The following is a 26,199-nucleotide window of genomic DNA, read 5'->3' on the forward strand; positions in this document are numbered from 1 at the left end:
TTCAGGCCGCAGCGCTCACTGCTACGCCTTTTTCCCCCGACGCAACGTCATGCAGGGAAATCCTTGAAGTTTCCGGCAATGCCAGCCCGCCCGCCAGCGCGAGCAATGCAATCGCGATCAGATAGAACGCCGGCGACAAGTTGCTGCCGGTCGTGCTGATCAACCACGTCGCCACCAGCGGTGCGGTGCCGCCGAAAAGGGTATACGCCATGTTGTAGGTGATAGCCGAGGCGGTGTATCGAGTACGGGTAGGGAAGGTTTCCGAGAGCAAGGCCGCGGTGACCACGCCACACAACACCGCGCCAATCGCCAGGAGCATGACGCCGATGATGGATGCGGCGAACGAGCCGGAGCTGGCCATCAGGAACGATGGATACACGACCACAATCAACAGCGCGCAAGCCGTCATCACCGTGATTCGACGTCCGACCCGGTCCGAATACAGTCCGGCCAGCGGGCAGATCGCTGCAGCGAATAGCAATGCAATCAGTGACACCAGCAACGCTGTTGCGCGACTCAGGCCACCAGCGACTTGCAAGTAGGTCGCGAAATAGGTGGTGAACATATAAAACGAGAGTGCCGTGAGTGACACAAAAGCACCCAGGCAACAGATCGCTGCACCATGATTGCGCAAAGTTTCCTTGAGTGGGGAATGGGCGACTGCGTGTTCCTCGGTCACCGCCTGGAATGCCGGTGTCTCATCGAGCTTCCAGCGCAAGTAAAGACCCACCAGGCCCAGTGGTGCGGCAATCAGGAACGGCAGGCGCCACCCCCAGCTACCCATTGCTTCGGCGGACAATGACGCCTCGAGTGCGTAGGCCACCACGGCTGCCGCGGCGAAGGCGGAAAATGTCGACACCGGAATGAAGCTGCCGTACCAGGCGCGTTTGTCACGCGGTGCATGCTCCATCAGGTAGGCACAGGCACCTGCGTATTCTCCGCCGGCGGAAAAGCCTTGGGCGCAACGGATCAGGGACAGAAGAATCGGCGCCATGACCCCGATTGCCGCATAAGTGGGCAGCAGACCGATCAAAGTCGTTGCACCGGCCATCAGCAGAATCGTCATCGCAAGGGTTCGCTTGCGGCCGATCCTGTCCCCCAGCATGCCGAAGAAAATCCCGCCAAGGGGCCGAAACGCGAAGGCCACGGCGAATACCGCAAAGGTCTTGAGCAGCGCGGCACTGGCATCGCCGCTGGGGAAAATTTGCTGGGCGATGGTCGTGGCCAAAAAGCCGTAGACGGCGAAGTCGAACCACTCGACGAAATTGCCGATGCCGGCGGCCACAATCACTTTTCTCAGCGTTGCTGGGCTGACTTGTTCTGTCGTTGCGCTTGTCATGCTTGACCTCGGCAGTTCGTGAGTATGCTATCGATTATCGGGGCAGGCACAGCGGCGGCTCACTTCAAAAGTGTCATCCACATAGTCAGTACCGACTTCATGCCGTTGAATTACGCATGATTCGCGCCAGATTGGACGGTAGTCGCGGGTTGCCAAGGGCGCTATTGACCCAGGGTGAAGAAAGGGCGGTGTTGTTCTCGAATTTGTAAGGCGCTGACGGTATTGTCGATTGCCGGGATCAGATCGATTTAAAGGGAAGAAGATGACATTGACAGTCGAAAGCCTGGTCAGGATCGCAATGGCCAATCCAGTAAACGCAGAAATTTCCACTCGCCTGCCTGAGCTCGGTTTGAACCAATGCCTGCTCACGGCCGGTTGCTTGTTCCAGGCCGTGTGGAATCAGCAGTCACAGCTACCGCCAGAGTGGGGAGTGAAGGACTACGACGTCTTTTACTTCGATGAGGACCTGTCCTGGGATGCAGAGAATGAGGTCATCCATTGCGCTCAGCATCTGTTCCAGGACCTCGACGTGAACGTCGAAATGAAGAATCAGGCTCGCGTTCACCTGTGGTACAGGCAGCGGTTTGGCGGGGATTATCCTCAGCTTCAGTCGGCTAAAGACGGGGTTGATCGCTACCTGATTGCCGGTACCTGCATTGGATTGGATGTTGAAACTGGCGAGGTCTATGCGCCCAACGGCCTGGCCGACACAGAGCACGGGCTACTTCGAATCAATCCAAAGAATCCCAGGCCAGACCTGTTCGATCAGAAGGCGAAAAGTTATCAGGCTCGCTGGCCCTGGCTCAGGATTGTAGAGCCCCCACTGTCGGTAGTGCCACGACTCTGAGAAGAGTGAAGAGATCAAAAAACATGACATGGCTGTAACCGGGCGTGGGGGCATATCCGGATTTGCAAGCTAACGCTCAAAAAAGCACGAACTTGATCGTCTGGCGATACCGGTCAGTTTTTCTTCTTGATCAGTTTATTAATGTAGTACTTCAGGCTTAAACGATCTTTGGGCCTTGGTTTGTAGTGGGTTTTGTTTCTTTGTGCCGGATCGATCGCCATGGTTCCCGCGGTGTAGTAATAAAGCGCGATAGACCGGCGGGTGATGTGCTCCGGAGTCGTTAAAGGCTCCGGGTGCCCATGATTGCTGTCTTTGTCTGTGTTGAAAATGACGCAGCGATTGTAAATGGGCAGGACTTTTTTAAGGCAGGTCTTCATGCCGACATCCCAAAGTTCCAGGTTGCCGCCGTATTCCTCTTGCCAGTCTTCATTCAGATAAATGATGATATTCAGTCTGCGCTCAACATTAAGTTTTTTGTTGAGCCTGAAGTCCGAGTGCACCCCCAGGAAACCACCGCTTTTCGTTTCATGCAGGCCGCCACCGGTAAAGTAGGGGTCGGGTATCAAACCTTCGATGCCCGTGAGCTTTTCAAGAAACTGCAACATGGGGGCCGAGTTAAAGGCGTTGAAAACAGTTTTCAGATAAGGGGGGCATTCGTTGGGACTGATTTGACGTTTTCGTTGACCTTTATAGCCGCGCTCGTAGAGCATTTCATTGTTGGTTGGCTCGACCGGGAAGTGCGAGCAGATGCTCGCAATCAGGTCTTCGTGCAAGAAGTTGTCGATGACTATGTGCGGAAATGGCGTAGCCTGAACATAGCGACTGGCCAACGAGGCACCAAGGGCGCTGGCGGCATTCTGGTCGAAATCAAGCTCCGGGGACAGGGTGATAGGTAGTGCTTGAGTGATGGGTGCCATTACCGCTCCAATAACTTGATATAAAGACTTGTGGGTGACTTCAAGCAGAGTTTAACTGGCTGCTCGTTGCGCCTGTTCGTAGCTTAATTTTTACTGTCGTCCTTGTTCAGACGCTTAAGGATATTGTTGTACATTTTGGTTCGTCTATGATTTTTATCATAGCCACCAGCCGCTGCGACAGTGCCAGCCTGAATGTGATCCAGATAACTGAAGATTTTACGCGGTGATAACATTTCAACGGTATAGCCAAGCTCGGTCATGCGATCCTGAAGAGTATAGCCGGGCACGCGATCGTCCATCGAAAAATGCATGTTGTGCTGTTTGATAAGTTTGCAGTTCCACAATGTACAGAAGCTTTTCAAGTACACTTCTTTGTACGGTTTTGGTTCTCTGGAACGCAATCCCATGGAGATTTTCAGGCGTCTGAAATGATGTTTGAATAGTCGTGAGCTAAAGCGCCAAAGCGTTCTCGCGGTGCCACGGTTTATTTGCTCGACACAACCGACGGCCACGACTTTTGGGTTCTTCAAGCATTTATTCAGCATCATCGGAAAAACGTTTTTATCGAAAACAAATGTATCAGTGTGCATCAGGAATAAATAATCGGTATCAATTCGCTGCAGAACCAGGTCAAGTGCTTTGCCATGCGCGATATGGCCTGCTTCTGGCTCGGAAACAGAGCGCTCGATTAGATTGATCCAGTCAAGCGTTCGTAAATACTCAGTGCTTTCATCGGCGGAATAGTTGTCAACTACCCATACCGGGACGCTGTTGCTGCCAAAATGCTGGTGCAATAAGTCCAGGCATATCTTGGTAATTTCTGGTGTTTTGTAATTTACTATAACTATGCTGAAGGATTTGGAGCCTTCGGCCAGTAAATCAGGGTTGTTCATTGTTCATGTGCCCAATGTTGTTATACTTAATTGTGGAAATAATTTAACCTGTATACAGCTTTTGCTTGTTTTTCGCGCAAAATTTTGCGTGACTATAGAGCACAATTCGTTAAGTCGCTTTGTCATGCATTATAACCATGGCTTACTCAGACCTGATGGAGAGCAGTAGAAGCGGACTTCATCGTATAAGGATCTGCTCTATAGGTAAACATTTTGACTTGATTCGTTACATCCAGAGGCTGGTCAGGCGAGCGTCTTGGGACGGTGTGAACCGAGCTTGCGTAAGGCATTCAGGTGATTTGTTACGTCATACGGTGTGCTGGTACCTACAGAGCCTTCCCTTACAGGGAGTCACGCGCTGCGTACATGTGCCGGTTGAGCGTGTGTGAGTGCGTGGCTGGGCCAAAAAGCTGAAACGGGGGCGAGTAAGGTTGTCGTCTGGTTTTGTGATGGGTTGCAGGGACACTTTCTCCATTGGTTCAAAGCAAATACAGGACAGCAGTGGACCACAACCAGCCGATGCCGAGGGTGAAAAGCAGGTAGAAAACCAAAAACATCAAAGGGTGATGCCACATGGCACTAACCTCCCAAAACCCGCTGGTTTTACATTGTTGCCTGGTAAATTGGGTACCGAGAAACCCATGGAGTGGAATCAGCAATAATCAAGCCATTTGAGTAAATGACGCCTGGCTACCAGCTCCGGGCCCCTAGCGCTACGAACTGCCTCCTTCAGACGAAAACCGACACTGAATCCCCCCCAAAAAAGTGAGATTCCCCCACATGTGGGGGCGTGCGTTCGGGTGCCACCCAGAGGGAGCCTGAGTCCCAAGCCAGTGCCAGGGGCGATCAACGCCTGTTCGCAGCGTTATGCACTGAGTGTGCACCAGAGGAATCTGGTTCAATGTTCCAAGCTGATATCATTCAAGAACGTACAAACCGAGTAGAAAAACATGAATCGTCGTAAAAAATTAAATCAGATACTAAAGGCTAACGCCAAGAAGGCTAGTGCCAAATTGGCACCGAAAAGCAAGTCAAAATACATTAGTAAGGCTGACCGATTGAAGCTGGCTGCTGAATCAAGTGACGACTCAATCATGTCCTCTGAAAGCTGAGTTATTCAGCTTCAGCACCACCGGAATCTACGGTTTGACAGGGCTATACATTCCGATGGCACTTACCGCGAAGACGCGGCCTGAGACTACATTCAAGCCGAAGCCGCCTGGCGGCGCTGAATCGAACCCGGGGCCTAGCGAATGCCGGTGCCCGCCATGGTCTCTGGCACCCACTGCGCCGTCGATAGCGGCTCGATGTAGCGGATGCCGCCATGAGGGCCTACCACGCCATTGATGTTGTAGGTGCCTTTCGACAGGTCGTACGTCATGAAAGGGGTGGCGTCCGGGACCTGCTGGTCATAGCTCTGGCTGAAGAACGCGAAGGAACCACGGTATAGCTGGCCACTGGTGTCGTACTGATCGGAGGCCACCGCTGCCCAGGTGTCTTCATCCAGGTAAAAGCGGCGCTTCTGGTAGATGTGTTTTGCACCGGGCTTGAGGTTGCCCTCCACGACGTAGACCCGGTGTTTTTCCCAGCGTACGAAGTCCGGGGCGATGAAATTGGGGGTGGTCAGCGATTTGGCGTCGCGCGCGTAGGTCAGTTTGTAAGTGTTGTAGGGCACGATCATTTCCTGCTTGCCCACCAGCGTCCAGTCGTACAGCTCGAGTGCACGGGCGGTACCGGGATTGGGTGTGTCGTAGGCCAGGATCGAAATCTGTTTGACGCGGCGTTGGGCAGGCATGTACTGCCAGGCGCGGCCAGGGAACTGCGTCGGGTTGGTGGCGTTCTTGAGCATGATCGACTCGCCGGCTCGACGCGCAGGTCCGGTATAGGACAGTTTCAACTGATAGTAGATGTCGGAGCTGTTGAAGGGCTTGGACATGTTCTCGTAAATCGGGAAGGAGACGAATGCCTCGCCGGTGACCGCCAGGCTCGGTATGCCCGCCGTGTCGACGCTCCAGGAGTCGTACTTGGAATGGATGTTGACACCCTGGTAGCGCAGAAGGAAGTTCCACATCGCTTCGGCGCCGGATTGCGGGATCGGGAACGGCACCCCGGGCATCACATTGTCGATGGCGATCCCGCCGTTGAGGGAGCGGGCAGCGGTGGCATTCCTGCGGCTGTTGTCCAGTACCGCCTGCGGGAGCGATGCCGTGCGGTGGGTCGGATACACGTCGATGCGAAAGCCGGGGTAACGCCTGGCCAACGCTACAGTGGTGGCCGTCAGCATGCCTTTGTACGAATCGACGTTCTTGCCGTTGATCACCAGCAGCGGTTTTTCGTGGGCAAAGGGGTCCGGACGCATGCTGTCGCCAGCCTTGAAGCTGGACGGTGCAGTGGTCAGGCCACCGCTGTAGGGCGGAATGGAACCATCGGCATTACCGGCCTTTTCGGCACCCACCCACGTCAGGCTGGTGCCCAGCCGGGCGGCTTCCTGACTCGATACATAGGCTTGTGCATCGATGGCCAGCGCCATGAGGGGTACGGCAGCCAGAAGACTTTTCACGAATTTCATATTGTTATTCTCCTGCCTGGCGTACCAGGCAACTCGTGACTCAGGCGGAGCAGTCGCTTACGTCAGCTCGATCGCCAGAGACTTTTTCAGTGCTGCCATTAAATAGCCCCAGAATCAGGGGCGCTTTTCATTTGACGACAGTCCCTTGGCTATTCATGACAGGCCCAGGCGCGCTTGGGGGGCGACGAGTTTTCAGTGCTGGCTCCCGAGGCGTCGCTGGACGTGATGATCGAAATTGCCGAACGGATCCTGCTGGCGCTTGACCTGCTGCGCGAAATGGTGGCAGGGCAGGCCCAGGGTTATCATTTCGCCAAGCCAATGGGGTTGGAGGCGCTATTGGCGAGTTCACTGCTCGATCGCCAGGGGTTCACCACTGTCCGCTACCTGGAGAGTCCAATGTCGCCCATCATCACGCGCCTGCTAGCGCTGCTGATTCTTTGCCTGACGCTTGAAGTGCCAGCCCAGACCAACGGCTGCCCGGCTGGCGAGAAACAAGTGTGCCTGGACGACTGCATCTGCCTGCCAGACGTGGTGCCTGATGACATCTACCAGATCGCGGCGCCTGGGCTGGCGCTGTGGCTGACCCAAGCTCGTGCTGAAGCAGCCAACGCCGGCATCCAACCCATTCCACCGCACATCCGCGAGCAGCTACTGCACTGGTACGCCCCCAGCGTCCTCGATACCGCGCGCTACAAAATCAGCGACAACGGCCAATTCAACGCCGCCACCGCCATGCTGCAAAACCCCGATGTCGGTGCCGTGACGCTGATCGACATCATCCTGTTCCGGGACGCGCAATCCGCAGAACAGGACATTGCGCTCTGGGCTCACGAACTCAAACATGTGCAGCAGTATCAGGAGTGGGGGGTGCTGGGATTTGCCCAACGGTATACACAGGATTTCAATGCCGTGGAGGCGCCGGCTTATGCCATACAGGCTGAGGTCAGGCGCTCGCTGCGGGCAGGGACTTACTGAAGGGCGGAGTACTTCCCCTTCATTTTCATGTACGACCCCTGCACGCAGGACGCGCTGTCCATATGGCCGTAATCGAAATGGCGAGGAAGAAGTGCCGGGTTTTCATACGGATCTTCCTTGATGGATCGTTGAGAAATGCAACGTGAGAAACCACAGCACCAGGGCAGTCGCACTGATCAAGGCGCCCAGCAGGCTGACTGCAATCCAGCCCCATAGTGCATAAACCTGCGTCGCGGCTGCGGCTCCCAGTGCACTGCCCACCGAGTAAATGCACATGTAGGCGCCGACCATGCGACTTTGGGCGTCGGGGCGTGCCGCAAAAACCAGGCTCCGGTTGGTGACGTGTACGGCTTGTACGGCGAAGTCGAGCAAGATCACTCCGCATACCAGCGCGATCAGTGATGTCTGCGCAAACGCGATGGGCCGCCAGGACAGCGTCAGGATCACCAGCGAAATGCCGGTTACGCGTTGTCCCAAACCCTGGTCGGCCCAGCGACCGGATCTTCTTGCGGCAAGGGCACCGGCGACGCCGGCCAGCCCAAACATACCGATGGCCGTGTGTGAAAGCGACAGCGCAGGAGCGCTCAACGGCAGCACCATGGATGTCCAGAGCACGGAAAAAGCGGCAAAGATCAGTAAGGCCAGCAGGCCCCTGATCCGCAAGACCGGTTCGGTCATGAACAGCGTGAAGAGTGACCGGATGAGTGCCGGGTAGGTGTATCGACTGCGTAGAGTCTCTGCGGGAGGAAGCACTTTCCAGAACACCGCCGCGAGGGCCAGCATCAATCCCGAGGAAACGAAGTACACGGCGCGCCAGCCCGCCAGATCTGCGATCAGCCCAGAGGTAAACCGCGCCAGAAGTATGCCCAGGACAATGCCGCTGGTTACGGTTCCCACGGCCTGGCCACGTTGTGACGGCGTTGCCAGCGCGGCGGTGTAGGCCACCAGCACTTGAACCATCACTGCGACGAGTCGTGAATCGATCGGTTGCAGGCGAATCAGTCGAGCAGTGACACCAGCCGTGGTTCGATTGACTGAGTCTGCACGTCGAGCAACGCCAGCGTGACAGGCAGCTTGAAGCGTCGACGTCCGGCACTACCGGGATTCAGGAACAGCCGTTCTCCACGCCAGTCGATGCACGGTTTGTGCGAGTGCCCGGTGATCACCAGCTTGATACGGCTATCAAGATTGGCCGCCACATCGGCGATGTCATGCACCAGAAAAACCGTCCAGCCGTTGATATCCAGGCGCAGGCAATCGGGTAACTCCCGCGCCCAAGGCGCGTCCAGGTCATTGTTGCCACGCACTGCATCCACCGGCGCGATTGCGGCCAATTGGTCGAGGATCTGCGCGCTACCGATGTCGCCCGCGTGAAGGATGCGATCACAGCCTTGCAGGGCGGCAATCGCTTCAGGGCGGAGCAAACCGTGGGTGTCGGAGATGATGCCGATTTTCATCGCGGGCGGCTCGAGCAGCATTCAGGTTCCAGAAAATCGGCAAGTAACGCGTTCAAACGGATGTCTCCTGCGCTGAGCTTTGTTGAACGAAGCGGTCGATCAACCACCTCGCAGCCGGCCCCGGTGGCAGATCCGTGCGGTAAATGACGTCGAAGGCGTAAATGCCGCTCTTGTATTCCGGAATGTTCAGTTGCACGAGTCGGCCGCTCTCCAGGTCTTCCTGGACCATCGGGGCTGGCATGTTCCCCCAACCGATGCCTTCACGCAGTAGCATGTGCTTGGCGCCCAGGTCCGCCAGCCGCCAGGTGCGGTTACTGAGTACGGCGAAATCCTTGTCTTTGGTCAGGACCGAGCGATCGGACAGCACCAGTTGAGTGAACTCGCGCCCGGCGCCCGGAACATTCGAGTCGCTTGAGGCCAGAGGATGATTCGGCGCTGCCACTGGAATCAACTCGACACAGCCGACCCCCATTCTTTCGATACCGTCGATGCCCTCGTTCATGGGGCCACTGACGCCGATGATTGCGCCGCGGTTGATCACCCGTTCAGTGACCGCACCGAGGGCTTCCATATGCAAGTGCAGGGCAACGGTCGGGAACTCTTCGCGAAAGGATTTGAGTGCATCCACCACGCGCTCGGGGGGCAGCATGACATCGAGCACCACATGAACTTCGGCTTCGAGCCCCTGAAGCAGGCCTTTGACCTTGGCGCGTAAGCCATGAACACCGTTGGCAATGGTCCTGGCTTCGGCCAGTACGGTGCGGCCGACATCGGTGAGTTGGGGTTTGCGGGTTGTCTGGCGGTCGAACAGCGACACACCGAGCTGCATTTCAAGATTGGCGATCGAGTAGCTGACGACCGAAGTGGCGCGATGAAGTTTTCTGGCGGCGGCTGCAAAACTGCCGACTTCCACGACCGTCAGGAACACCCGCAGTTGGTCCAGAGTCGGTGTTCCCGGGTCAGAGATCATGCCTGTTTCCTTGAATCAGACGTCGCTTGGCAAATTGCACGATTGAACTCCTTTACCGGTTATGCAGGTTTGCTTTTCTAGTTTATCGAATCTAATGATCTAAATTAGTCAGCTATTCAGGTTAGCTGACGAAGAGCAACATTTCCTCACCAGGGCGGTTTCTGTCGAATCGCACCCAATTGAAGGAAATACCTCATGACGACTTCCGCAAACATCGCTCAAACAACCACCTCTGAACAGAGCCGTTCCGACGTGACCCAAGCCTCGGCCGCGTTGATCGGCCGCGTACTGCTCAGCGCAATCTTCATCCTTTCCGGTTTTTCGAAACTCGCCGCTCCGGCCATGATGGTCGGCTACATCAGCTCTGTCGGGCTTCCGCTTCCACAATTGGCACTGGCGGTGGCAATCATTGTAGAGATCGGCGGCGGCCTGGCATTGATCGCCGGTTACCGCACCCGCACCGTTGCCGCGGTACTGGCAGTGTTCAGTGTGTTCACCGCACTGGCGTTCCATAACGCACTGGGCGGTCAGAACCAGTTCATCCACTTCTTCAAGAACATCGCGATGGCCGGCGGCCTGTTGCAGCTCGTCGCCTTCGGTGCCGGTCGCTTCAGCCTCGATGCTCGCCGTCGTTGATACCCCCGCGGTGCGCTGGGCCCATTCCCTCGCAGCGCAATGCGTTCTCCCTTTTTGAATAGTCGAGACCTCCATGAAAGCCATACGTGTGTACGAATACGGCAGCCCTGAAGTTTTACGTCTGGAAGAGATCGCAGACCCAGTCGCCGGTGTTGGTGAAGTGCTGATCGATGTGGCCGGGGCCGGCGTGAACCCGATTGACTGGAAGATCCTGTCCGGCGCCATGAAGGCGTTCATCCCTTTGCCGCTGCCTTTTACCCCGGGCGTTGAAGTGGCCGGCACCGTCGTCGCACTGGGCAAGGGCGTCACTGAATTCAACATCGGTGATGAAGTGTTCGGCTTCATCAACATCGTCGGCGGTTATGCAACCAAAGCGGTTGCCCAGGTTTCCAAACTGGCGATGAAACCAACATCCCTCAGCATCGTGCAGGCCGGCGCGGTCCCCGCAACAGCCCTGACGGCCTGGCAGGCGCTGACCGAGCACGCTGGCGTGCAACGTCGCCAGAAGGTGTTGATCCATGCCGCGGCCGGTGGCGTGGGCAGCATGGCCGTGCAGATAGCCAAGTACCTGGGCGCTGAAGTCTACGCAACGGCCTCGGCACACCATCATGCCTACCTGAAGGAAATCGGAGCGGACTACATCATCGACTACACGACTCAGGCCTTCGAGGAACTGGTGTCCGGCCTCGATGTGGTACTGGATCTGGTGGGTGGCGAAACACAAACCCGTTCGTTTGCGGTACTGAAAAGAAACGGTGTGCTGGTGTCGCCGGTAAGCGCTCCAAACATATCGCTGGCCAACGACTACGGCGTGACGCCCGCCAACTTTGCTACCCGCTCGGATGGCCGGCAGCTCTCGCTCATCGCCGAGCTGTTTGACAAGGGACACCTCACGGTCGATGTAGAGACTTACCCCTTGAGCGAGGCGAAAGTCGCGATCGAGAAAAGCATGGGCCGTCACTTACGGGGCAGGCTTGTCCTCGATCCAGCGAAGTAAGTTGTCGCCAGTCATCCCCGACAGGATCAGGCAAGTTGTCAGAAGGATCTGACTAACTGGCCGACCGGCGTTATCCCTACTCTGGACTGGCAGCGAGACACCGCTCTCGCGTCACCAGGCACTCAAGTGAGGGATTAAGGTCATGTCGAACATCTCGAAAAAAGTCATTCTGATCACGGGCGCGAGCAGCGGTATAGGCGAGGCGACAGCGCGCCTTCTAGCCAGCAAGGGCGCGCATGTCGTGCTCGGCGCACGCCGTACGGAGCGCCTCGAAATACTCTGCGCCGAGATCAACGCCAGCGGTGGAAGTGCTCACTTCCATGCATTGGATGTCACCCGTCTAGCCGATGTACAAGGGTTTGTCGATTTTGCTTCGGACCTGTATGGCCGGGTCGATGTGATCGTCAATAACGCCGGGGTGATGCCGCTGTCGAAACTCGAGGCACTGAAAGTCGCCGAATGGGATCAGATGATCGACGTCAATATTCGCGGTGTCTTGCATGGTATCGCGGCCGGTTTGCCGCTGATGCAAAAACAGCAATCAGGCCAGTTCATCAATATCGCGTCGATTGGCGCCTACACCGTCAGCCCCACGGCGTCGGTCTACTGCGCGACCAAGTTTGCGGTGCGCGCCATCTCGGAAGGATTGCGTCAGGAGGTCGGCGGGGACATTCGTGTCACGGTGATTTCGCCCGGCGTGACCGAGTCTGAATTGGCCGAGAGCATTTCCGATGAAGGCGGGCGGGCCGAGATGCGTGAGTTCCGCAAGATCGCCATCCCTGCAATGGCCGTCGCGCGCGCTATCGCTTACGCCATCGAACAGCCTGCCGATGTGGACGTCAGTGAACTGATTGTCCGCCCAACGGCCAGTCCGTTCTGAATCGAGGGTTTGAACATGACGGTTAAAAAATCTGCTGAACAAGACAAGTACATCGGTATGTGGGTCACGGCTGACGGGCTCATTCGCCATGAGCTTTTACCGGGTGGTCGATACGATGAAGCCCGGGGCCGGAAGGCGAGTGCCTACCTGGGGCAGTATTGGCTGGAAGGTGACCACATCGAGTACGTGGATGACACCGGCTTCACGGCGGATGGGGAGTTTCGCGACGGGATCCTGTATCACGCTGGCATGATTCTTTTTCGCGAGATGTAGAAGCCGAGCATTGTAGTGGCGGCTGCTCATTGGAACCAGAGTGAGCACAGCCGCCACCCGCCATCGACTATCGTTCTTGTACCCGATCTACAGCTCGCCTCACCTGGCTCAACAGGTGATCGACATCCTCGGCAGTGGTGGCGAACGAGGTGACGAAGCGAACGACATTCGGTCCCCAGCGATCATGGTAGAACCCGAAGCCGGCCTTTAGCAGCGCTTCGATTATTGCCGAGTCCAGCCGACAGAACAGGATGTTCGCCTCGGTGCCCCCGAGCACGTCAACGCCGCTCAAGCCTTCAAGTCCCTGGGCCAGACGCTGGGCGGCAGCGTTGGCCTTGCGTGCATTGCGCAGCCAGAGATCGTCGGTCAGGTACGCATCGATCTGCGCCGAAAGGAAACGCATCTTGGAAAAGAGATGACCTGCGCGCTTGCGCCGGTAACTCATCTCGGTGGCGAGCGAGGTGTTGAACAGGACGATGGCTTCCGCCGCCAGCACGCCGTTCTTGGTGGCTCCGAACGACAGGGCATCCACGCCGGCCTTCCACGTCATCTCGGCCGGTGAGCATCCAAGCGACACCAGGGCGTTGGCAAAGCGCGATCCATCCATATGCAATCCCAGGGAAGAGGACTTGCAGACGTCGCCAATGGCTGCGATTTCATCCAGGGTGTAGATGCTGCCGACTTCAGTGGCCTGGGTGATGCTGACGCAGGCGGGCTGGGTCGTGTGCACGTCGCCGACTTTGTCGCGAGTCCGCTCGCGCAGACGAACGATATCCAGCTTGGCCGCGGGGCCGTCGACGGTCATCAGCTTCGCACCGTTGGAAAAGAACTCCGGCGCGCCGCATTCATCGTTGTTGATATGACTGGCCGGATGACAGTAGATATTGCCCCAGGGTGGCGTCATCGCGCTCAGGCACAGGGCGTTGGCGGCGGTGCCGGTGGGCACGAGAAAAACCTCCACGTCACGCTCGAAGATCTCGCAGAACTTGCGCTGGACCTGCACCGTCAACTCGTCGGTGCCATAGGGACTCGCCTGACCCGTGCTGTGTTTGACGAGGGCTTGTGCCACCTCCGGCGATGCACCGGCGATGTTGTCACTTGAAAAACCCAGAGCGGGCGGTCTGTTTGTTTCACCGTTCATCATCCAGTTCTCGGCTGCGCAGGCGAAGGTGTTTCGCCCGGATTGGCGCATCCTATGGAGAGGGAAGGTTGTTGCGCTTGTAAAAAATTGACGGTTGCCTGGTAGTCGACGGCCTAAGTCCTGTAGCGCGATGGCGCGACGCCGAATGCCTGTCGAAAGGCGCGGTTGAAATGGCTTTGATCGTAAAAGCCGACGGCGTGGGCGACCTCGACGATCGGTTGTCCGCTGCGTGATAGCAGGCCACAGGCCCGTTCGAGACGCAGGCGAAGCAGCCATGCGTGCGGCGTCATGCCAATGGTCCGCTTGAACTGCTTGAGGAACGGGAAGCGGCCCAGCCCGCACAGGCCAGCGAGATCATCGAGGGTGATTCGCTGATCGATGTGGCTGAAACAATAGTCCCTGACGCGAGACCATTGCAGGGGCGATAGCGTGCCGGTAATCGTTTCGGGCCTGGTCGCCCGTGACTGGCTCAACAGGTGTTCAAGGAGGGTGATCCATTGCGTCTGCAGCGCCAGGCTGCCTGGCCCAACGGCCTGCTGCATCGCGTCGTGCAACCCGCGCAGGTTGCCGGCAAGCCCCGCGTCTTCCAGCAACACACCGGTCAACTCAAGCTCTCTCGGTTGACCGCTGATCTCCTCGGTCAGGCTCGCGACCAGCGCCTGGGACAGACGGAATGTCTTGAGCGTATAAGCGTCGCCGCCCTCGGGCACACCATCGTGGATTTCACCCGGCGGCATCAGGGCAATCCGTCCCGGACCTAAAAGAAACGACTCGCCTTTGGATCGATGACGCTGGATGCCCTCGGTGACCAAACCAACGTGGAAATCGAGGTGGTAATGGCGATCGAAACCGGTGTCTACAAAACGTGCGGACCCCAGCACCAAGCCTGGTACTTCGGACACGTGATGGTACTTGGCATGCTCAGTCATGAAACCCGTTCAACAATCGGCGAGGAGGGCGAGGCACCCAAAGTTTAGGTCCGCAAGCGCTATAGATCCATGGGTTTCCAGCAATTGGCCTGAGGTTGGATATGTTTGCTCATTCCTCGTACAGCTGGATGAGTGCAATCCAATTCTGCCGACTACTCAATCAATCGGACCCCCCCTACTGTTTCAGGTGTCGGGCCGTGAGGCTCGTCGACTTTTCCACCCAGTCACCCTTCATAGGTAAACGACCATGTCAGACACCCGAAAAATCATTGCCGTCGTCGGCGCAACAGGTCATCAGGGCGGCGCCGTTGTGCGTGCGTTGCAGGCAAACGGTCAATTCAAGGTCCGTGCGTTGACGCGTAATCCGGCCGAACATCCGCAGTTGGCGGACGAGGTCGCGCTGGCGGATCTGGCTCGTCCGCAAACACTGAAAGCCGCGTTTGCCGGCGCACACGGAGTTTTTCTGGTCACCAATTTCTGGGAGCCGGGTACGGACGAGCACACCCAGGCGCTCGCGGCCGTTCACGCGGCGAAAGTGTCCGGCGTTCAGCACTTCATCTGGTCGACGCTACCGAACGTGGAGGCGATCAGCCAAGGCAAGCTCGATGTCCCGCATTTCACCGACAAGGCAAAGATCGACCGAATCGTGAGCGAGGCCGGATTTGCGCACCACACCTTCGTGATCGCACCGTTCTTCTATCAGAATCTGCTGGGTGTAATGGCGCCGCAGCAGCAAGCAGACGGGACGGTGGGATGGGCGCTGCCGCTCGACCCGCGGCAGCGTGTCATTCACATGGGTGACATCACCGAACTCGGCCCCGTCGTGGCAGGTGCATTCGCGCAGCCTGAACTGGCCGGGAACGGCGAATACTTGCCGATGGTGGGCGACTTCCTGAGCTTCAACGAGGTTATCGCCGAGTTGAATCGACTGGGACACAAGGTCTCGTTCAAGCACATTGCGCAAGACATTTTTGCCGGCTGGTTCCCGGGGGCCCAGGAGATAGCGCAGATGCTCGCCTACTTTGAGGCCCACACTTATCTGGGGGCCGATTCGCGCGAGGCCATTGCGCTGGCCAACAAGGTCGCCAGCGTAGAACCGACGAAGTTCGCGGCGTGGGCTCGGGAAAACTTTGCGATCCCGGCCATCGCCTGATGCATCGACTGCCGCTCGCTACGGGTGCACCTCTGGTGCGTCCGACGCATTCAACTTCTCGATCACCAGGTCGATGAAGGCCGATACCGCGAGTGGCAGCTGCCGGCGGCTCGGATACAGCGCGTTCAGGCCGTAGCCTTTGGGCTGGTATTGCGGCAATACCGGAACGAGCACGCCGGCCTGAACGTCGAGCCTGGCCATCACCGGTGGCAGAAGCGCGATGCCGAGGCCGGCCACGGCGGCCCTGCGCAGTGCCTGTGCGGTATTGCCACTGAAGCGCCCGCTGACTTGCACTTCCTCCTCACCCTGCGGACCGATCAAGCGCCATGTGGCGTGGCCGCCGGGTTGCGCTGAGATCACACAATCGTGGTTTACCAGGTCCTGCAACGTGCGGGGTGAGCCGTGCGCGGCAATGTAGGCGGGGCTTGCGACCATTCCGACGCTACGCGGGTCAAGGATCTGACGGCCGACAAAACCGGAATCGCGCAAGGCGCCGCCGCGAAACGCGACGTCGATCTGCTCTGCGATCAAGTCGGCCTTCGCATCGCTGAGTATGAAGTCGAGCCTCACGCGTGGATACGCGGCGAGAAACCCGGTCACCCAGTCCATCTGGAAGAAGTCGAAGAAGTCGGCTGGTGCCGCCACACGCACCAGGCCATTGGGCTCGTTACTACCCGTTATCAACGCCTGTCCGGCTTCGAGCAAGCCGTCGACTGCGCCTGCACAACGCTCATGGAAGTCCTGGCCTGCACTGGTGAGTGTGAGCTTGCGGGTGGAGCGTTGCAGCAGCCGAGTGCCGAGGTGTGCTTCGAGCTGCTGGATGCGGCGACTCACGGTATTGGGCGGCATGCCCAGGCGTCGTGCCGCCTCGGCAAAGCTGCCGCAGCGGACTACCTGCACAAACATCGCGATGTCATTGAGGTCGAGCATGGCCGGTAATTCCTGGCGTTGGTGGACGAGTGCAATCCAATTGTATCGACTAATCAAGTAATCGGTCCCGCTCTATTGTTTGAGGTATCGGGCCGCGAGGCTTCCCACTTCGAGTGATCATGATGAACCTTCAACAACCACCTCACATCGCGATGGACCCTGGCTCTGCACGCGAAACCGGAACTCACCGCGCAATCAGCTATCGCACCACAGGCAGCGGGCATGGCGCGATTGTCCGGTTGATGAGTCCTTCGGACCTTGGCCACCTGATCAAGCCGTTCGTTTTCCTGGATCTGTTTGAAAGTGAGAGCTCATTCATCAACGGCATGCCCATGCACCCGCACTCGGGCATCGCCACCGTCACGGTGATTACCGAAGGCAATTTGCGTTTCGAGGATGCTGGTTCGGGTACCGGGATGATTGACTACGGCGGTGTTGAATGGATGCGCGCGGGAGGCGGAGTCTGGCACGGCAAGGAAATGTCGGTCGGTACATCGAAGCGGATTCAGGGTTTTCAACTGTGGGTTGCACTACCACCGGCGTTGGAAAACGCCAGTGTCGATAGCCAATACCTGGAGTCAAGCGTGATGCCTGAAGTGGGGCCGGCGCGGTTGATTCTCGGCTCGTACCAGGGTGTCCATAGCCCGGTCCGTGCTCCCGCTGGGATGAATTACCTGCTGGTCACGCTACGTGCCGGGGAATCCTGGACCTATGTTCCACCCAATGGGCACGAGTCGTTGTGGTTGAGTGTCAGCCGTGGCGCTTTGTCCGCACCTGGCCTGATCAACGCAGGAGAAATGGCCATCTTCGAACCAGGCAATGGCGCCGTCTCGCTCAAAGCCCTGCACAAAGATACGGTCTTCGTGATCGGTTCAGCCGCACCGCATCCCTATGATCTGGCACTGGGAAATTACTCGGTGCACACCAACCCGCAAGCCTTGCGTGCGGGAGAGACGAAAATTGCCGAGATTGGCATTCGCTTGCGGGAGTACCTGAAAAAGCCCAACGGGTCAGTCAGCGTACCGGTTTTCAAATAACCCATGGACCATGGTGGCGCGCCTTCCGGGTCAGGATTGCGCGCCTGTGCCACTTCGCAGTCGCCGCCCCTAGCTTTGTGGCACCACCCGCGCTTCGTTGCCCGCACCCTCGACATACACGTTCATGCCTTTTCTCAGCGCCGGGTTGATCGGCTGGGTCACTTGAACCAGTACGCCGCTCTGGGTGCGAACGATGATCTGCTGTGCGTCCACGGGCTGATCATATTTTTTCTTTTCGACGTAGTTGCCGCCTGCCGCACCCGCGAGGGCACCGGCGACCATGGCCACATCCCGGCCGGTACCCTGGCCGATCAGGCTTCCCAGGGCCAGACCGCCAATACCCCCCATTATGGCGCCGACACCGCTATCGTGATTGGTCTGCATCTGGGTCTGTGTAATTTGCTCGATTTTCCCCGAGCGAATTTCCATCTCGCCAGCGCCTCCGCTCCCGGCGCCCACCGCGGCACAGCCGCCAAGCACCAGACCCAAAAGCGTAATCGTCAGCCAGGAAGCGATTGTTTTCATCGTCGAACTCCATTTTCAGAGGAAGTGGATCATGCAAACGCATCCATTGACGTTAGACGAAAAAGTCCGGTGCATGCGCTTGTTTGGCTGCGCACAGCGCTTGAGGTTGGTGAATCAGAATGCCAGGCGCGGATAAGCGGGCTTCACGCGCTGTTGACACAGCGTTTCAGTAAACAGGATTCTCTGGAGTTCGGGTTCATCCCTCTGGGCCGACCAGGTGCAGTCATGGGCATCAGGGGCAGACGGCTAGCCCAAAGACGCCACGCTATTAAGCAAGGTCTTGACCAGTTGCGCCTGGCGCGTGGCGCCAGTCTTGGCGAACACACCGCGCAAGTGGGCGCGCACGGTGTTGCGCGAAACCCCGAGCGCTTCGGCCGTCTCATCAAGGGTCTGGCCGTCCATGACCAGCATGGCCACTTCGGTTTCCGTGCGGGTCAGTTGGAACAGGCTACGCAGCAGGTCGCGTGAGGCTTGGGGCGAGTCGGCGGGATCGCGGATGAACACCACCACTGCCGGGCGTCGGGCGCTGTTGTGGGTCTGGTAGTTCATGGCAATCGGGCGCAGCAGCAGGTTCAGAGGCATCTCACCGCTGGGCCGCGACAGGGTCAGGACTTGCAGGTCGTCGAGGCCGCGCGGGCGCTGTTTCAACACCGCCTGGATGGCTTGCTGCAGTGTGCGGTTTTCATGGCCGGCGAAGGCACAGAGCTTGTCGTGCCTGCATTCCAGGCCGTCATGGCTGTCGAACAGGCGCTGGGCGGCTCGGTTGCAGCGCATCATCCGGCCGTTCTCGTCGAGGATGGCCGTGCCCACCATCAGGCGGTCGATGGTGGCCGCGTAGAGCTGGCGTTCGGCATCCAGTTGGTCCACCGCCGAGTGCAGGTCCACTGCCTGTTGCAGGTGCGGCAACAACAGGCGGATCAGGTTGATCTGCGCCGGGGTGAACGCTTCGCTGGCGTGGTCGCGGCAGGCGAACAGCGCGCAGTGCATGCCGGCGGTGGTGCGCATGTTGGCCACCAGCACATCGCGCAGGTCCAGTGGCTGCAGGTAGTTGCGGTAGAAATCATGGGCCAGCCACGCCTCTGTGCCCAGCACCTGGTCGGCACTGGCCACTTGGTCTGCGGGCCAGTCGAGGAACGGGCAGATCGAATAGAAGTGCTCGCTGTAAGAGGGCTCGCCGGGCAACAGCGCGCCATGCACCGAGGCATTGACGATCAGCCCGGGGCGTTCATGGTCGGGGTGGCGCAGCACCAGGGTGAAGAAGCTGGCGGCGAAGCGCTGGCGCAAGGCTTCCAGCAAGCTGGCCCAGGGCGTGGGTTCCAGCGTGCCGTGGTAGACCAGCCCGAGCAGGCTGCTGAGCTCGGCAGAGGGGATGTCGATGCTGGCGTGCAGGTCCGGGCAGGTGGAAAAGGGCAGGGTCATGCGCACCTCTTTGGCTGCGTGTTGTCATGGGCGAGTATCGACCGGGGTCACGGCGGCAAAATCGTCCGTTTGGCCTAGGGGGCGTTCTCAATTAGTTTCCCTACCGCGTTGTCGCCTTAAAGCTGGCCAGGCAAGGCGTAGGCCGCCGGGAATGGTTGTTCCCTTTCCAAGGCCTGCAACGCAGCATGGCCAGCTTTAAGGCACAACCCGAAGGGCCGGGCCTGCTGTTGTGCAGGGCTGTGTTGCTCGAAGCTGATTTGGAATGACCAAACTGCGCTTCTCGCGCCTTGCCCTGCACAACAGCAGACCCGGCGCGGTAGGGAAACTAATTGAGAACGCCCCCTAGGCACTGACGGGCGCAGCGCATACCCAAGGGGCAAGGCTGCGCCCGGTAGCCGTTACAGCGCCAGCAGGGCCTGGACGATGCGTTCGGCGGCGGCCTCGGCAGACTCGTGCTGGGTGTCGATATGGATGTCCGACGCCACCGGCGGCTCGTAGGGCGAGTCGATGCCGGTGAAGTTCTTCAGCTCACCGCGCCGGGCTTTGAGGTACAGGCCCTTGGGGTCGCGCTGCTCGGCCAGGGCCAGCGGCGCATCGATGAAGATCTCGAGGAAGTTGCCGTCGCCGGCCAGGCTGCGGGCCATGTCACGCTCGGCACGGAACGGCGAGATGAACGAGACCAGGGTGATCAGCCCGGCATCGAGCATCAGCCTGGCCACCTCCGAGACCCGACGGATGTTTTCCACCCGGTCGGCTTCGGTGAAGCCCAGGTCGCGGTTCAGGCCGTGGCGCACGTTGTCGCCATCGAGCAGATAAGTGTGCCGGCCCAGGGCATGCAGCTTGCGCTCGACCAGGTTGGCGATGGTCGATTTGCCCGCGCCGGACAAACCGGTAAACCACAGCACCCGCGGCGACTGGCCCTTGAGCGCGGCGTGGGCCTCGCGGTTGACGTCGATGGCCTGCCAGTGCACGTTCTGCGCACGGCGCAAGGCGAAGTGCAGCATGCCGGCACCGACCGTGCGATTGCTTAAACGGTCGATGACGATAAAACCCCCGGTATCGCGGTTGTCGGCATAGGCATCGAAGGCGATCGGACGGTCCAGATGCAGGTTGCATACGCCAATGCCATTCAGTTCCAGGGTCTTGGCCGCCAGGTGCTCGAGGCTATTCACATCGACCCGGTGCTTGAGGTTGGCGCAACTCATGCCGACGGTGCGGCAACCGATCTTCATCAAGTAAGGACGCCCGGGCAACATCGGCTCCTCGTCCATCCACACCAGAGTCGCCTCGAACTGGTCGGCCACTGCCGGTGGTGCGTCGGCCAGAGCAATCAAGTCGCCACGGCTGATATCGATGTCATCCTTGAGAACGAGGGTGACAGCCTGGTTGCACAGGGCTTGTTGCTGTTCCCCGGCACTACCGAAGATCGCGGTGACCTTACTCTGTTGCCCTGATGGCAGCACCCGAATGCGGTCACCCACGTTGACGCTGCCTGCGACAACGTTGCCGCAGTAGCCACGAAAATCCAGATTGGGACGGTTTACCCACTGTACGGGCAGGCGGAACGCTGCCTCGACTTGTCGAGCCTGCTCCAGAGGGACGTTCTCCAGATGCTGGAGCAGGGTCGGCCCCTGATACCAGGGAGTGTTCGCACTGGCTTCGAGCATGTTGTCGCCACGTAGCGCTGAGAGTGGAATGCACTGGATATCCTGCAGGCCGATCTGCGCGGCGAACGCGCGATAGTCGGTTTCAATGCGTTCGAACACCGCTTGTGAAAAGCCCACCAGGTCCAGCTTGTTGATGGCGACAACGACCTTGCGAATGCCCAGCAGCGACACCAGGTAACTGTGCCGACGGGTCTGCGTCAACAGGCCCTGGCGAGCATCGATGAGGATCACCGCGAGGTCCGCGGTCGAGGCGCCAGTGACCATGTTGCGGGTGTACTGTTCGTGGCCGGGGGTGTCGGCGACGATGAACTTGCGCTTGTCGGTGGCAAAGAAGCGGTAAGCCACATCGATGGTGATGCCTTGCTCGCGCTCGGCGCTCAGGCCGTCGACCAGCAGGGCGAAATCCAGTTCGTCACCCTGGGTGCCGAGTTTTTTCGAGTCGGCTTCGAGCTGTCCAAGCTGGTCCTCGAACAGCGCCTTGGACTCATACAGCAGGCGGCCGATCAGGGTGCTTTTGCCGTCGTCGACACTGCCACAGGTGATGAAGCGCAGCAGCTGCTTGTTCTGCTGTTGTTGCAGGTAGGGCGTCAGGTCGTCATTGCGTGCATCGGTGATCGCGTTCATCAGAAATACCCCTCTTGTTTCTTCTTCTCCATGGAGCCCGCCGAGTCGCTGTCGATCAGGCGGCCCTGGCGTTCCGAGGTGCGGCTGACCAGCATCTCGCTGATGATCGCCGGCAGATTGTCGGCGTCACTGTCGATGGCGCCGGTCAGCGGGTAGCAGCCCAGGGTGCGGAAGCGCACCTTGCGCAGTTCCGGGGTTTCTCCGGGCCGCAACGGCAAGCGCTCGTCATCGACCATGATCAGCGTGCCGTCACGGCGCACCACCGGGCGCTCCTTGGCGAAGTACAAGGGCACGATGGGGATCTGTTCCAGGTAGATGTATTGCCAGATATCCAGCTCGGTCCAGTTCGACAGCGGGAACACCCGCAGGCTTTCACCCTTGCGCTTGCGGGTGTTGTACAGGCGCCAGAGCTCCGGGCGCTGCTGCTTGGGGTCCCAGCGGTGCTGCTCGGAGCGCAGCGAAAACACCCGCTCCTTGGCCCGAGACTTTTCTTCGTCGCGCCGGGCGCCGCCGAATGCGGCATCGAAACCGTAGTGGTCCAGGGCCTGCTTAAGGCCCTGGGTCTTCCACACATCGGTGTGCAAGGCCGAGCCGTGGATGAAGGGGTCGATGGCCTTTTCCACGCCTTCGGGGTTGATGTGCACCAGCAGCTCCAGGCCCAGGCGTTCGGCGGTCTGGTCGCGAAAGGCGATCATTTCGCGAAACTTCCAGGTGGTGTCCACGTGCAGCAGGGGGAAGGGCGGCTTGCCCGGGGCGAAGGCTTTCATCGCCAGGTGCAGCATGACCGCGCTGTCCTTGCCGATGGAGTAGAGCATCACCGGGTTTTCACACTCGGCCACCACTTCGCGGATGATCTGGATGCTTTCCGCTTCCAGCCATTGCAGATGAGTCAACATCGGATACCTCCTCGTGTTCTGCCGGGATTGGCGCCGGCTGAACACCACGGTAGGTAAAGCACCGCCGGCGCTTCTTCGTCTGCTCGGACGAAGAGGCGCCGGCAGTTGAAGGTCACGCGACGGACGCGTACAGCGTCTCGGCACGGATCTTCAGGGCGTGGGCAACGGCATCGAACCCTTGTTTGACCCAGGCGCCATGATCGGTCATGACCTGGTCGGCGGTGGCGCCGAGGAACTGGTCGGTGGTGTGGTAGCAGCAACGGGCCGCGCCGGTGTGCTCGATGTGCTGCTCGCGACGGGCAGCGTCGGGATTGTCGGCGTTGGCATACATCTCCCAGGCGAGCAGCCGGTGGGGTTCGAAGTCCGCCAGGTACTCGATCACGTGCAGCAATTCACCTGGCCGCCCCGGATTGGGCAGAAACAGATTGACCGGTTCGCCCAATCGCAAGCTGGACTCGATCTTGACGGTGTAGGGGTTCCACTGCGGATAACGCACCAGGTCGATCAGTACCGACCAGACAAATTCGGCCGGTGCGGCGATGTCCACGGTCACTGAACGGACCAGGTTTTTCTCTGCGGTCATGGGTAACTCCTCTGAGGATGACTCCGCGCCACGAAACTGCGGTGGGGAGTAAGCCAAGGGCTCAGGCGCGATCCTCGCCGCTCACGGTGGGCGGCTCCTCGTCCGTGCGGACTAACCGGCGATTTAGTCCGCTTGGACGAAGAATCGGCAAGCGGGTCCTCCCTAAGGTCACTGGCAGCGGCGGACTTTCCGCCAACAGAGGAGACCGACATGGTTACAGACAGGATCGATCAGGAGGTACTCAGCGGCGAAAGCTGGAACCTCTTCTGCGAGCAACTGCGACGTAGCGGCGAGCAAATATTGCGCGCCGAGGCTCCGGCCGATGTGCAGACCCGCGCCGAAGGTTTTCGCTATCTCACGCGGTTGCTGCGCATTGCGCTGGAAATGCACCTGGAATTTGCTGATCCGGACTTCCCGGGCTTCATCACCCCCTCCCATGAAACGGCGAAAATTGGCGCTGACAACCCCGATAATTTGTATAGCTATGCGCGCCTCAACGGCGCGCACGAGTATCGGGTCAGCGGCCAGCGCGGCAGTGTTGCCTACCTCAGTTTCGGCTCCCAGAAGGGGGGCTATGAGACAGATGGCAAGATGATCCAGACCGGCTTTCTCGATGCCGGAATGTTGCAGTCGGATGCCGAAGGCAACTTCGAAATCATCCTCAGCCAGCAGCCGCCTGGCATCGGTAACTGGCTGCGGCTTGAACCGCAGAGCAATGCCCTGATTGTCCGCCAAACCTTTCTGGATCGTAGCAGCGAGCAGCCGGCGCAACTGCGTATTGAACGTCTGAATGCCCGCCAGACACCCGAACCGCTGGATGCGCCGCGCTTGCAACAAAGCCTGCAGCGGGTGGGCAGTTTCGTCGAGAACACCGCCCGGTTATTCGCCGACTGGGCTCAGGGTTACCAGGAACACACCAATCAACTGCCCGCCGCCGACCAGGCACTGTGCCAGTCGGTGGGGGGCGACCCGAACATTTTCTATTACCACTCTTTCTGGGCGCTGGCGGATGACGAGGCATTGCTGATCGAGGTCGATCAGGTGCCCGACTGCGATTTCTGGAATGTGCAGATCAACAACTACTGGATGGAGTCGCTCGACTACCGCTACCACCGCATCTGTCTGAACAAACAGTCGGCGCAGCTGGAGGCGGATGGCCGCTTGCGCATGATCCTCTGCGCCGTTGACCCCGGTCTGGCGAACTGGCTGGAAACCGCCAGCCATCCGCATGGCACCCTGTGCCTGCGATGGGTGGGAGCAAAGCAGCCGGTGCAGCCGACGACGCGGGTGGTCAAACTCAATGATCTGAAGGAGCTCGTGCGATGAGTGCCAATGACTTTGCCCTGGATGCCTTGCTGGCTGAAGCCTGCGCACGTGCGGGCGGCCTCGACGATTTCGGCCCGGGCGATTTTCGCCAGGGCCTGGTAGTACTGGCTGACGCCCTGGAGAAAGAAGCGCGGCTATCACCGTCGGGGCGCGGACTCTTGCGTGAAAAGCTGCTGGCGCAACTGGTCAACCGTCTGATCATCGAGGATCACTGTCGGCGTTACCCGCAAATCCTCGAACAGGTAATCGATGACCCACTGGTGATCGTCGGTCTGCCACGCACCGGCACCACGCTGCTGCAACGCACCCTGGCGGTGGACCCGCAGTTCAGCAAGGCGCAATGGTGGGAGACCCGTTACCCCGCGCCATTGCCGGGTGAAACCCTGGAACAGCCACTGCTGCGTATTGCCCGGGCACGTGCCGAAGTGGCGGGGATGATCGAGTTCCTCCCGCAGTTACTCGCCATTCACCCCCTTGATGCAGAGCAGCCCGACGAAGAATTCATGCTCATGGAGCACTCGTTCCTGTGCGCCATGGACTCCTATGTCAACGTGCCGAGCTATACCTCGTGGCTTGATCGCCAGGACCAGACCCAGGTTTATCAGTACCTCAAGCGAACCCTGCAATTCCTGCAATGGCAGCAAGCACGTCGTGGCATCGAGCCTGGCCGTCGCTGGTTGCTCAAGAGTCCCCAGCACTTGCATACCCTGGAACTGCTGTTCGAGGTTTTCCCGAAAGCGCAGGTGATCCTCACTCACCGTGAACCGGCCAAGACCATTCCGTCCCTGGCCAGTTTTATCCATACCCTCTGGATGCTCTACAGCGACGAGGCCGATGCCGAAGCCGTTGGCGAACAGTGGAACCGGCGTATGGCACGTGCTCTGCGCCACACCATGGCGGTCCGCGAACGCATGCCTTCCGAACGCTTCCTCGATGTGCACTTCGAGGACACGCTGGCCGCACCGCAAGCCGTAGTCGAGCGTATCTATCGTTTTGCCGGCCTCGAGCAGACACCGCAGGTCGAGATCGCCATGGGGCGTTGGCTGGCGGAAAACGGCCGTGAAAAACGTGCTGTTCATCACTACAACCCGGGCCAGTTCGGCCTCAGCGAAGAGATGTTGCAACGCGACTACGCGCAATATCGAGCCCGGCATATTCCAGCCTGACACCTGTGCTGGTCAGGCGCTGCAAATCGCCCATAACAATAAAAGGATTC

At 59.0% G+C, this 26,199-nt stretch carries 25 protein-coding genes and 1 pseudogene; 11 read left to right on the plus strand and 15 right to left on the minus strand.

The genetic code is table 11. The features are described from left to right. Position 1 precedes the first annotated feature (1 nt). Positions 2 to 1,339 carry an MFS transporter gene (locus tag AC3IT9_RS14135; protein ID WP_489273423.1) on the minus strand — a complete coding sequence of 446 codons (1,338 nt, stop codon included), beginning with the start codon at positions 1,337 to 1,339 and terminating at the stop codon, positions 2 to 4. Between the two features lie 298 nt (positions 1,340 to 1,637). On the opposite strand from AC3IT9_RS14135, the gene AC3IT9_RS14140 reads away from it, so the two are divergent. Continuing rightward, entirely contained in the window at positions 1,638 to 2,186 is a 549-nt protein-coding gene (locus AC3IT9_RS14140) for a nucleotidyltransferase family protein (RefSeq protein WP_150724311.1), read from the plus strand. A 113-nt stretch (positions 2,187 to 2,299) separates the two neighbouring features. Here AC3IT9_RS14140 and AC3IT9_RS14145 read toward each other — a convergent pair whose 3' ends face one another. Both AC3IT9_RS14145 and AC3IT9_RS14150 read right to left on the minus strand, forming a co-directional pair. After that, on the minus strand, positions 2,300 to 3,103 hold the full coding sequence (locus AC3IT9_RS14145) for a 2OG-Fe(II) oxygenase (protein WP_150723882.1): 804 nt from the start codon (positions 3,101 to 3,103) through the stop codon (positions 2,300 to 2,302). An 83-nt stretch (positions 3,104 to 3,186) separates the two neighbouring features. Next, complete coding sequence (locus AC3IT9_RS14150; protein WP_150758576.1) at positions 3,187 to 3,996, minus strand: glycosyltransferase; 810 nt, start codon at positions 3,994 to 3,996, stop codon at positions 3,187 to 3,189. Positions 3,997 to 4,946: 950 nt separating this feature from the next. Here AC3IT9_RS14150 and AC3IT9_RS14155 point away from each other — a divergent pair. Next, positions 4,947 to 5,108, plus strand: coding sequence for a DUF2986 domain-containing protein (locus tag AC3IT9_RS14155; RefSeq protein ID WP_150723880.1), 162 nt, complete (start codon positions 4,947 to 4,949; stop codon positions 5,106 to 5,108). Between the two features lie 134 nt (positions 5,109 to 5,242). Here AC3IT9_RS14155 and AC3IT9_RS14160 read toward each other — a convergent pair whose 3' ends face one another. After that, positions 5,243 to 6,565 (minus strand): DUF1329 domain-containing protein, encoded by a 1,323-nt coding sequence (locus AC3IT9_RS14160; RefSeq protein WP_489273424.1) that lies wholly within the window; start codon positions 6,563 to 6,565, stop codon positions 5,243 to 5,245. Positions 6,566 to 6,961: 396 nt separating this feature from the next. On the opposite strand from AC3IT9_RS14160, the gene AC3IT9_RS14165 reads away from it, so the two are divergent. Further along, positions 6,962 to 7,540 carry an eCIS core domain-containing protein gene (locus AC3IT9_RS14165; RefSeq protein WP_150724310.1) on the plus strand — a complete coding sequence of 193 codons (579 nt, stop codon included), beginning with the start codon at positions 6,962 to 6,964 and terminating at the stop codon, positions 7,538 to 7,540. Between the two features lie 102 nt (positions 7,541 to 7,642). Here AC3IT9_RS14165 and AC3IT9_RS14170 read toward each other — a convergent pair. The 3 genes and pseudogenes from AC3IT9_RS14170 to AC3IT9_RS14180 form a co-directional block, all read right to left on the minus strand. Beyond that, positions 7,643 to 8,512 (minus strand): annotated as a pseudogene (locus AC3IT9_RS14170) (MFS transporter); the annotation flags it as partial. A gap of 26 nt (positions 8,513 to 8,538) precedes the next feature. Beyond that, positions 8,539 to 8,997 (minus strand): metallophosphoesterase family protein, encoded by a 459-nt coding sequence (locus AC3IT9_RS14175; protein WP_489273515.1) that lies wholly within the window; start codon positions 8,995 to 8,997, stop codon positions 8,539 to 8,541. A 52-nt stretch (positions 8,998 to 9,049) separates the two neighbouring features. Next, positions 9,050 to 9,967, minus strand: a complete 918-nt coding sequence (locus AC3IT9_RS14180) for a LysR family transcriptional regulator (RefSeq protein ID WP_489273425.1) — start codon at positions 9,965 to 9,967, stop codon at positions 9,050 to 9,052. 195 nt (positions 9,968 to 10,162) lie between these two features. Here AC3IT9_RS14180 and AC3IT9_RS14185 point away from each other — a divergent pair, with 195 nt between their 5' ends. The 4 genes from AC3IT9_RS14185 (at position 10,163) to AC3IT9_RS14200 (ending at position 12,753) form a co-directional block, all read left to right on the plus strand. Further along, positions 10,163 to 10,603: a DoxX family protein gene (locus AC3IT9_RS14185; RefSeq protein WP_489273426.1), complete on the plus strand. Its 441-nt coding sequence runs from the start codon at positions 10,163 to 10,165 to the stop codon at positions 10,601 to 10,603. 73 nt (positions 10,604 to 10,676) lie between these two features. Then, positions 10,677 to 11,600, plus strand: coding sequence for an NADP-dependent oxidoreductase (locus AC3IT9_RS14190; protein WP_489273427.1), 924 nt, complete (start codon positions 10,677 to 10,679; stop codon positions 11,598 to 11,600). A gap of 142 nt (positions 11,601 to 11,742) precedes the next feature. Next, positions 11,743 to 12,480 (plus strand): SDR family oxidoreductase, encoded by a 738-nt coding sequence (locus AC3IT9_RS14195; RefSeq protein ID WP_489273428.1) that lies wholly within the window; start codon positions 11,743 to 11,745, stop codon positions 12,478 to 12,480. Positions 12,481 to 12,495: 15 nt separating this feature from the next. Beyond that, entirely contained in the window at positions 12,496 to 12,753 is a 258-nt protein-coding gene (locus AC3IT9_RS14200) for an Atu4866 domain-containing protein (protein WP_489273429.1), read from the plus strand. A 67-nt stretch (positions 12,754 to 12,820) separates the two neighbouring features. Here the strand turns inward: AC3IT9_RS14200 and AC3IT9_RS14205 are convergent, their stop codons facing one another. Together AC3IT9_RS14205 and AC3IT9_RS14210 are read right to left on the minus strand one after the other, a co-directional pair. Beyond that, a complete protein-coding gene (locus AC3IT9_RS14205) occupies positions 12,821 to 13,897 on the minus strand; it encodes a threonine aldolase family protein (protein WP_224789644.1) in 1,077 nt (358 codons plus the stop codon). Positions 13,898 to 14,007: 110 nt separating this feature from the next. Next, entirely contained in the window at positions 14,008 to 14,823 is an 816-nt protein-coding gene (locus tag AC3IT9_RS14210) for an AraC family transcriptional regulator (RefSeq protein ID WP_150723871.1), read from the minus strand. 247 nt (positions 14,824 to 15,070) lie between these two features. Here AC3IT9_RS14210 and AC3IT9_RS14215 point away from each other — a divergent pair, with 247 nt between their 5' ends. Further along, on the plus strand, positions 15,071 to 15,976 hold the full coding sequence (locus tag AC3IT9_RS14215) for an NmrA/HSCARG family protein (protein ID WP_489273430.1): 906 nt from the start codon (positions 15,071 to 15,073) through the stop codon (positions 15,974 to 15,976). A gap of 18 nt (positions 15,977 to 15,994) precedes the next feature. Here the strand turns inward: AC3IT9_RS14215 and AC3IT9_RS14220 are convergent, their stop codons facing one another. Further along, on the minus strand, positions 15,995 to 16,906 hold the full coding sequence (locus tag AC3IT9_RS14220; RefSeq protein ID WP_489273431.1) for a LysR family transcriptional regulator: 912 nt from the start codon (positions 16,904 to 16,906) through the stop codon (positions 15,995 to 15,997). 119 nt (positions 16,907 to 17,025) lie between these two features. Here AC3IT9_RS14220 and AC3IT9_RS14225 point away from each other — a divergent pair, with 119 nt between their 5' ends. Then, entirely contained in the window at positions 17,026 to 17,943 is a 918-nt protein-coding gene (locus AC3IT9_RS14225; RefSeq protein WP_412072384.1) for a pirin family protein, read from the plus strand. A gap of 69 nt (positions 17,944 to 18,012) precedes the next feature. On the opposite strand, the gene AC3IT9_RS14230 is transcribed toward AC3IT9_RS14225, so the two are convergent. The 5 genes from AC3IT9_RS14230 to AC3IT9_RS14250 form a co-directional block, all read right to left on the minus strand. After that, positions 18,013 to 18,468 (minus strand): glycine zipper 2TM domain-containing protein, encoded by a 456-nt coding sequence (locus tag AC3IT9_RS14230; protein ID WP_150723868.1) that lies wholly within the window; start codon positions 18,466 to 18,468, stop codon positions 18,013 to 18,015. A 246-nt stretch (positions 18,469 to 18,714) separates the two neighbouring features. Next, positions 18,715 to 19,887, minus strand: a complete 1,173-nt coding sequence (locus AC3IT9_RS14235; RefSeq protein WP_151213461.1) for a helix-turn-helix transcriptional regulator — start codon at positions 19,885 to 19,887, stop codon at positions 18,715 to 18,717. A gap of 398 nt (positions 19,888 to 20,285) precedes the next feature. Further along, entirely contained in the window at positions 20,286 to 22,178 is a 1,893-nt protein-coding gene (gene cysN, locus AC3IT9_RS14240) for a sulfate adenylyltransferase subunit CysN (protein ID WP_489273432.1), read from the minus strand. Next, complete coding sequence (gene cysD / locus AC3IT9_RS14245; RefSeq protein WP_224789657.1) at positions 22,178 to 23,119, minus strand: sulfate adenylyltransferase subunit CysD; 942 nt, start codon at positions 23,117 to 23,119, stop codon at positions 22,178 to 22,180. Before cysD ends, cysN begins: the two co-directional genes overlap by 1 nt. A gap of 67 nt (positions 23,120 to 23,186) precedes the next feature. Next, entirely contained in the window at positions 23,187 to 23,657 is a 471-nt protein-coding gene (locus AC3IT9_RS14250; RefSeq protein ID WP_150755262.1) for an SRPBCC domain-containing protein, read from the minus strand. 132 nt (positions 23,658 to 23,789) lie between these two features. On the opposite strand from AC3IT9_RS14250, the gene AC3IT9_RS14255 reads away from it, so the two are divergent. Further along, positions 23,790 to 24,983 carry a DUF1214 domain-containing protein gene (locus AC3IT9_RS14255; protein ID WP_489273433.1) on the plus strand — a complete coding sequence of 398 codons (1,194 nt, stop codon included), beginning with the start codon at positions 23,790 to 23,792 and terminating at the stop codon, positions 24,981 to 24,983. Next, the gene (locus tag AC3IT9_RS14260) at positions 24,980 to 26,149 is read left to right on the plus strand and encodes a sulfotransferase family protein (protein ID WP_489273434.1); all 1,170 of its coding nucleotides are present in this window, start codon (positions 24,980 to 24,982) and stop codon (positions 26,147 to 26,149) included. The genes AC3IT9_RS14255 and AC3IT9_RS14260 overlap by 4 nt, the downstream gene beginning before the upstream one ends. Positions 26,150 to 26,199: the final 50 nt, after the last annotated feature.

The organism is Pseudomonas sp. KH_046_1 (genome assembly GCF_057839025.1).

Excerpts from the sequence above, each read along its gene's own strand:
- AC3IT9_RS14145 (WP_150723882.1), bottom strand. The coding sequence starts at position 3,103 with ATGGCACCCATCACTCAAGCACTACCTATCACCCTGTCCCCGGAGCTT.
- AC3IT9_RS14185 (WP_489273426.1), top strand. The coding sequence starts at position 10,163 with ATGACGACTTCCGCAAACATCGCTCAAACAACCACCTCTGAACAGAGC.
- AC3IT9_RS14190 (WP_489273427.1), top strand. The coding sequence starts at position 10,677 with ATGAAAGCCATACGTGTGTACGAATACGGCAGCCCTGAAGTTTTACGT.
- AC3IT9_RS14195 (WP_489273428.1), top strand. The coding sequence starts at position 11,743 with ATGTCGAACATCTCGAAAAAAGTCATTCTGATCACGGGCGCGAGCAGC.
- AC3IT9_RS14230 (WP_150723868.1), bottom strand. The coding sequence starts at position 18,468 with ATGAAAACAATCGCTTCCTGGCTGACGATTACGCTTTTGGGTCTGGTG.
- AC3IT9_RS14210 (WP_150723871.1), bottom strand. The coding sequence starts at position 14,823 with ATGACTGAGCATGCCAAGTACCATCACGTGTCCGAAGTACCAGGCTTG.
- AC3IT9_RS14225 (WP_412072384.1), top strand. The coding sequence starts at position 17,026 with ATGATGAACCTTCAACAACCACCTCACATCGCGATGGACCCTGGCTCT.
- AC3IT9_RS14220 (WP_489273431.1), bottom strand. The coding sequence starts at position 16,906 with ATGCTCGACCTCAATGACATCGCGATGTTTGTGCAGGTAGTCCGCTGC.
- AC3IT9_RS14250 (WP_150755262.1), bottom strand. The coding sequence starts at position 23,657 with ATGACCGCAGAGAAAAACCTGGTCCGTTCAGTGACCGTGGACATCGCC.
- AC3IT9_RS14165 (WP_150724310.1), top strand. The coding sequence starts at position 6,962 with ATGTCGCCCATCATCACGCGCCTGCTAGCGCTGCTGATTCTTTGCCTG.
- AC3IT9_RS14135 (WP_489273423.1), bottom strand. The coding sequence starts at position 1,339 with ATGACAAGCGCAACGACAGAACAAGTCAGCCCAGCAACGCTGAGAAAA.
- AC3IT9_RS14260 (WP_489273434.1), top strand. The coding sequence starts at position 24,980 with ATGAGTGCCAATGACTTTGCCCTGGATGCCTTGCTGGCTGAAGCCTGC.
- AC3IT9_RS14180 (WP_489273425.1), bottom strand. The coding sequence starts at position 9,967 with ATGATCTCTGACCCGGGAACACCGACTCTGGACCAACTGCGGGTGTTC.
- AC3IT9_RS14235 (WP_151213461.1), bottom strand. The coding sequence starts at position 19,887 with ATGACCCTGCCCTTTTCCACCTGCCCGGACCTGCACGCCAGCATCGAC.
- AC3IT9_RS14200 (WP_489273429.1), top strand. The coding sequence starts at position 12,496 with ATGACGGTTAAAAAATCTGCTGAACAAGACAAGTACATCGGTATGTGG.
- AC3IT9_RS14155 (WP_150723880.1), top strand. The coding sequence starts at position 4,947 with ATGAATCGTCGTAAAAAATTAAATCAGATACTAAAGGCTAACGCCAAG.
- AC3IT9_RS14160 (WP_489273424.1), bottom strand. The coding sequence starts at position 6,565 with ATGAAATTCGTGAAAAGTCTTCTGGCTGCCGTACCCCTCATGGCGCTG.
- AC3IT9_RS14215 (WP_489273430.1), top strand. The coding sequence starts at position 15,071 with ATGTCAGACACCCGAAAAATCATTGCCGTCGTCGGCGCAACAGGTCAT.
- AC3IT9_RS14175 (WP_489273515.1), bottom strand. The coding sequence starts at position 8,997 with ATGAAAATCGGCATCATCTCCGACACCCACGGTTTGCTCCGCCCTGAA.
- cysN (WP_489273432.1), bottom strand. The coding sequence starts at position 22,178 with ATGAACGCGATCACCGATGCACGCAATGACGACCTGACGCCCTACCTG.
- AC3IT9_RS14140 (WP_150724311.1), top strand. The coding sequence starts at position 1,638 with ATGGCCAATCCAGTAAACGCAGAAATTTCCACTCGCCTGCCTGAGCTC.
- AC3IT9_RS14205 (WP_224789644.1), bottom strand. The coding sequence starts at position 13,897 with ATGATGAACGGTGAAACAAACAGACCGCCCGCTCTGGGTTTTTCAAGT.
- AC3IT9_RS14150 (WP_150758576.1), bottom strand. The coding sequence starts at position 3,996 with ATGAACAACCCTGATTTACTGGCCGAAGGCTCCAAATCCTTCAGCATA.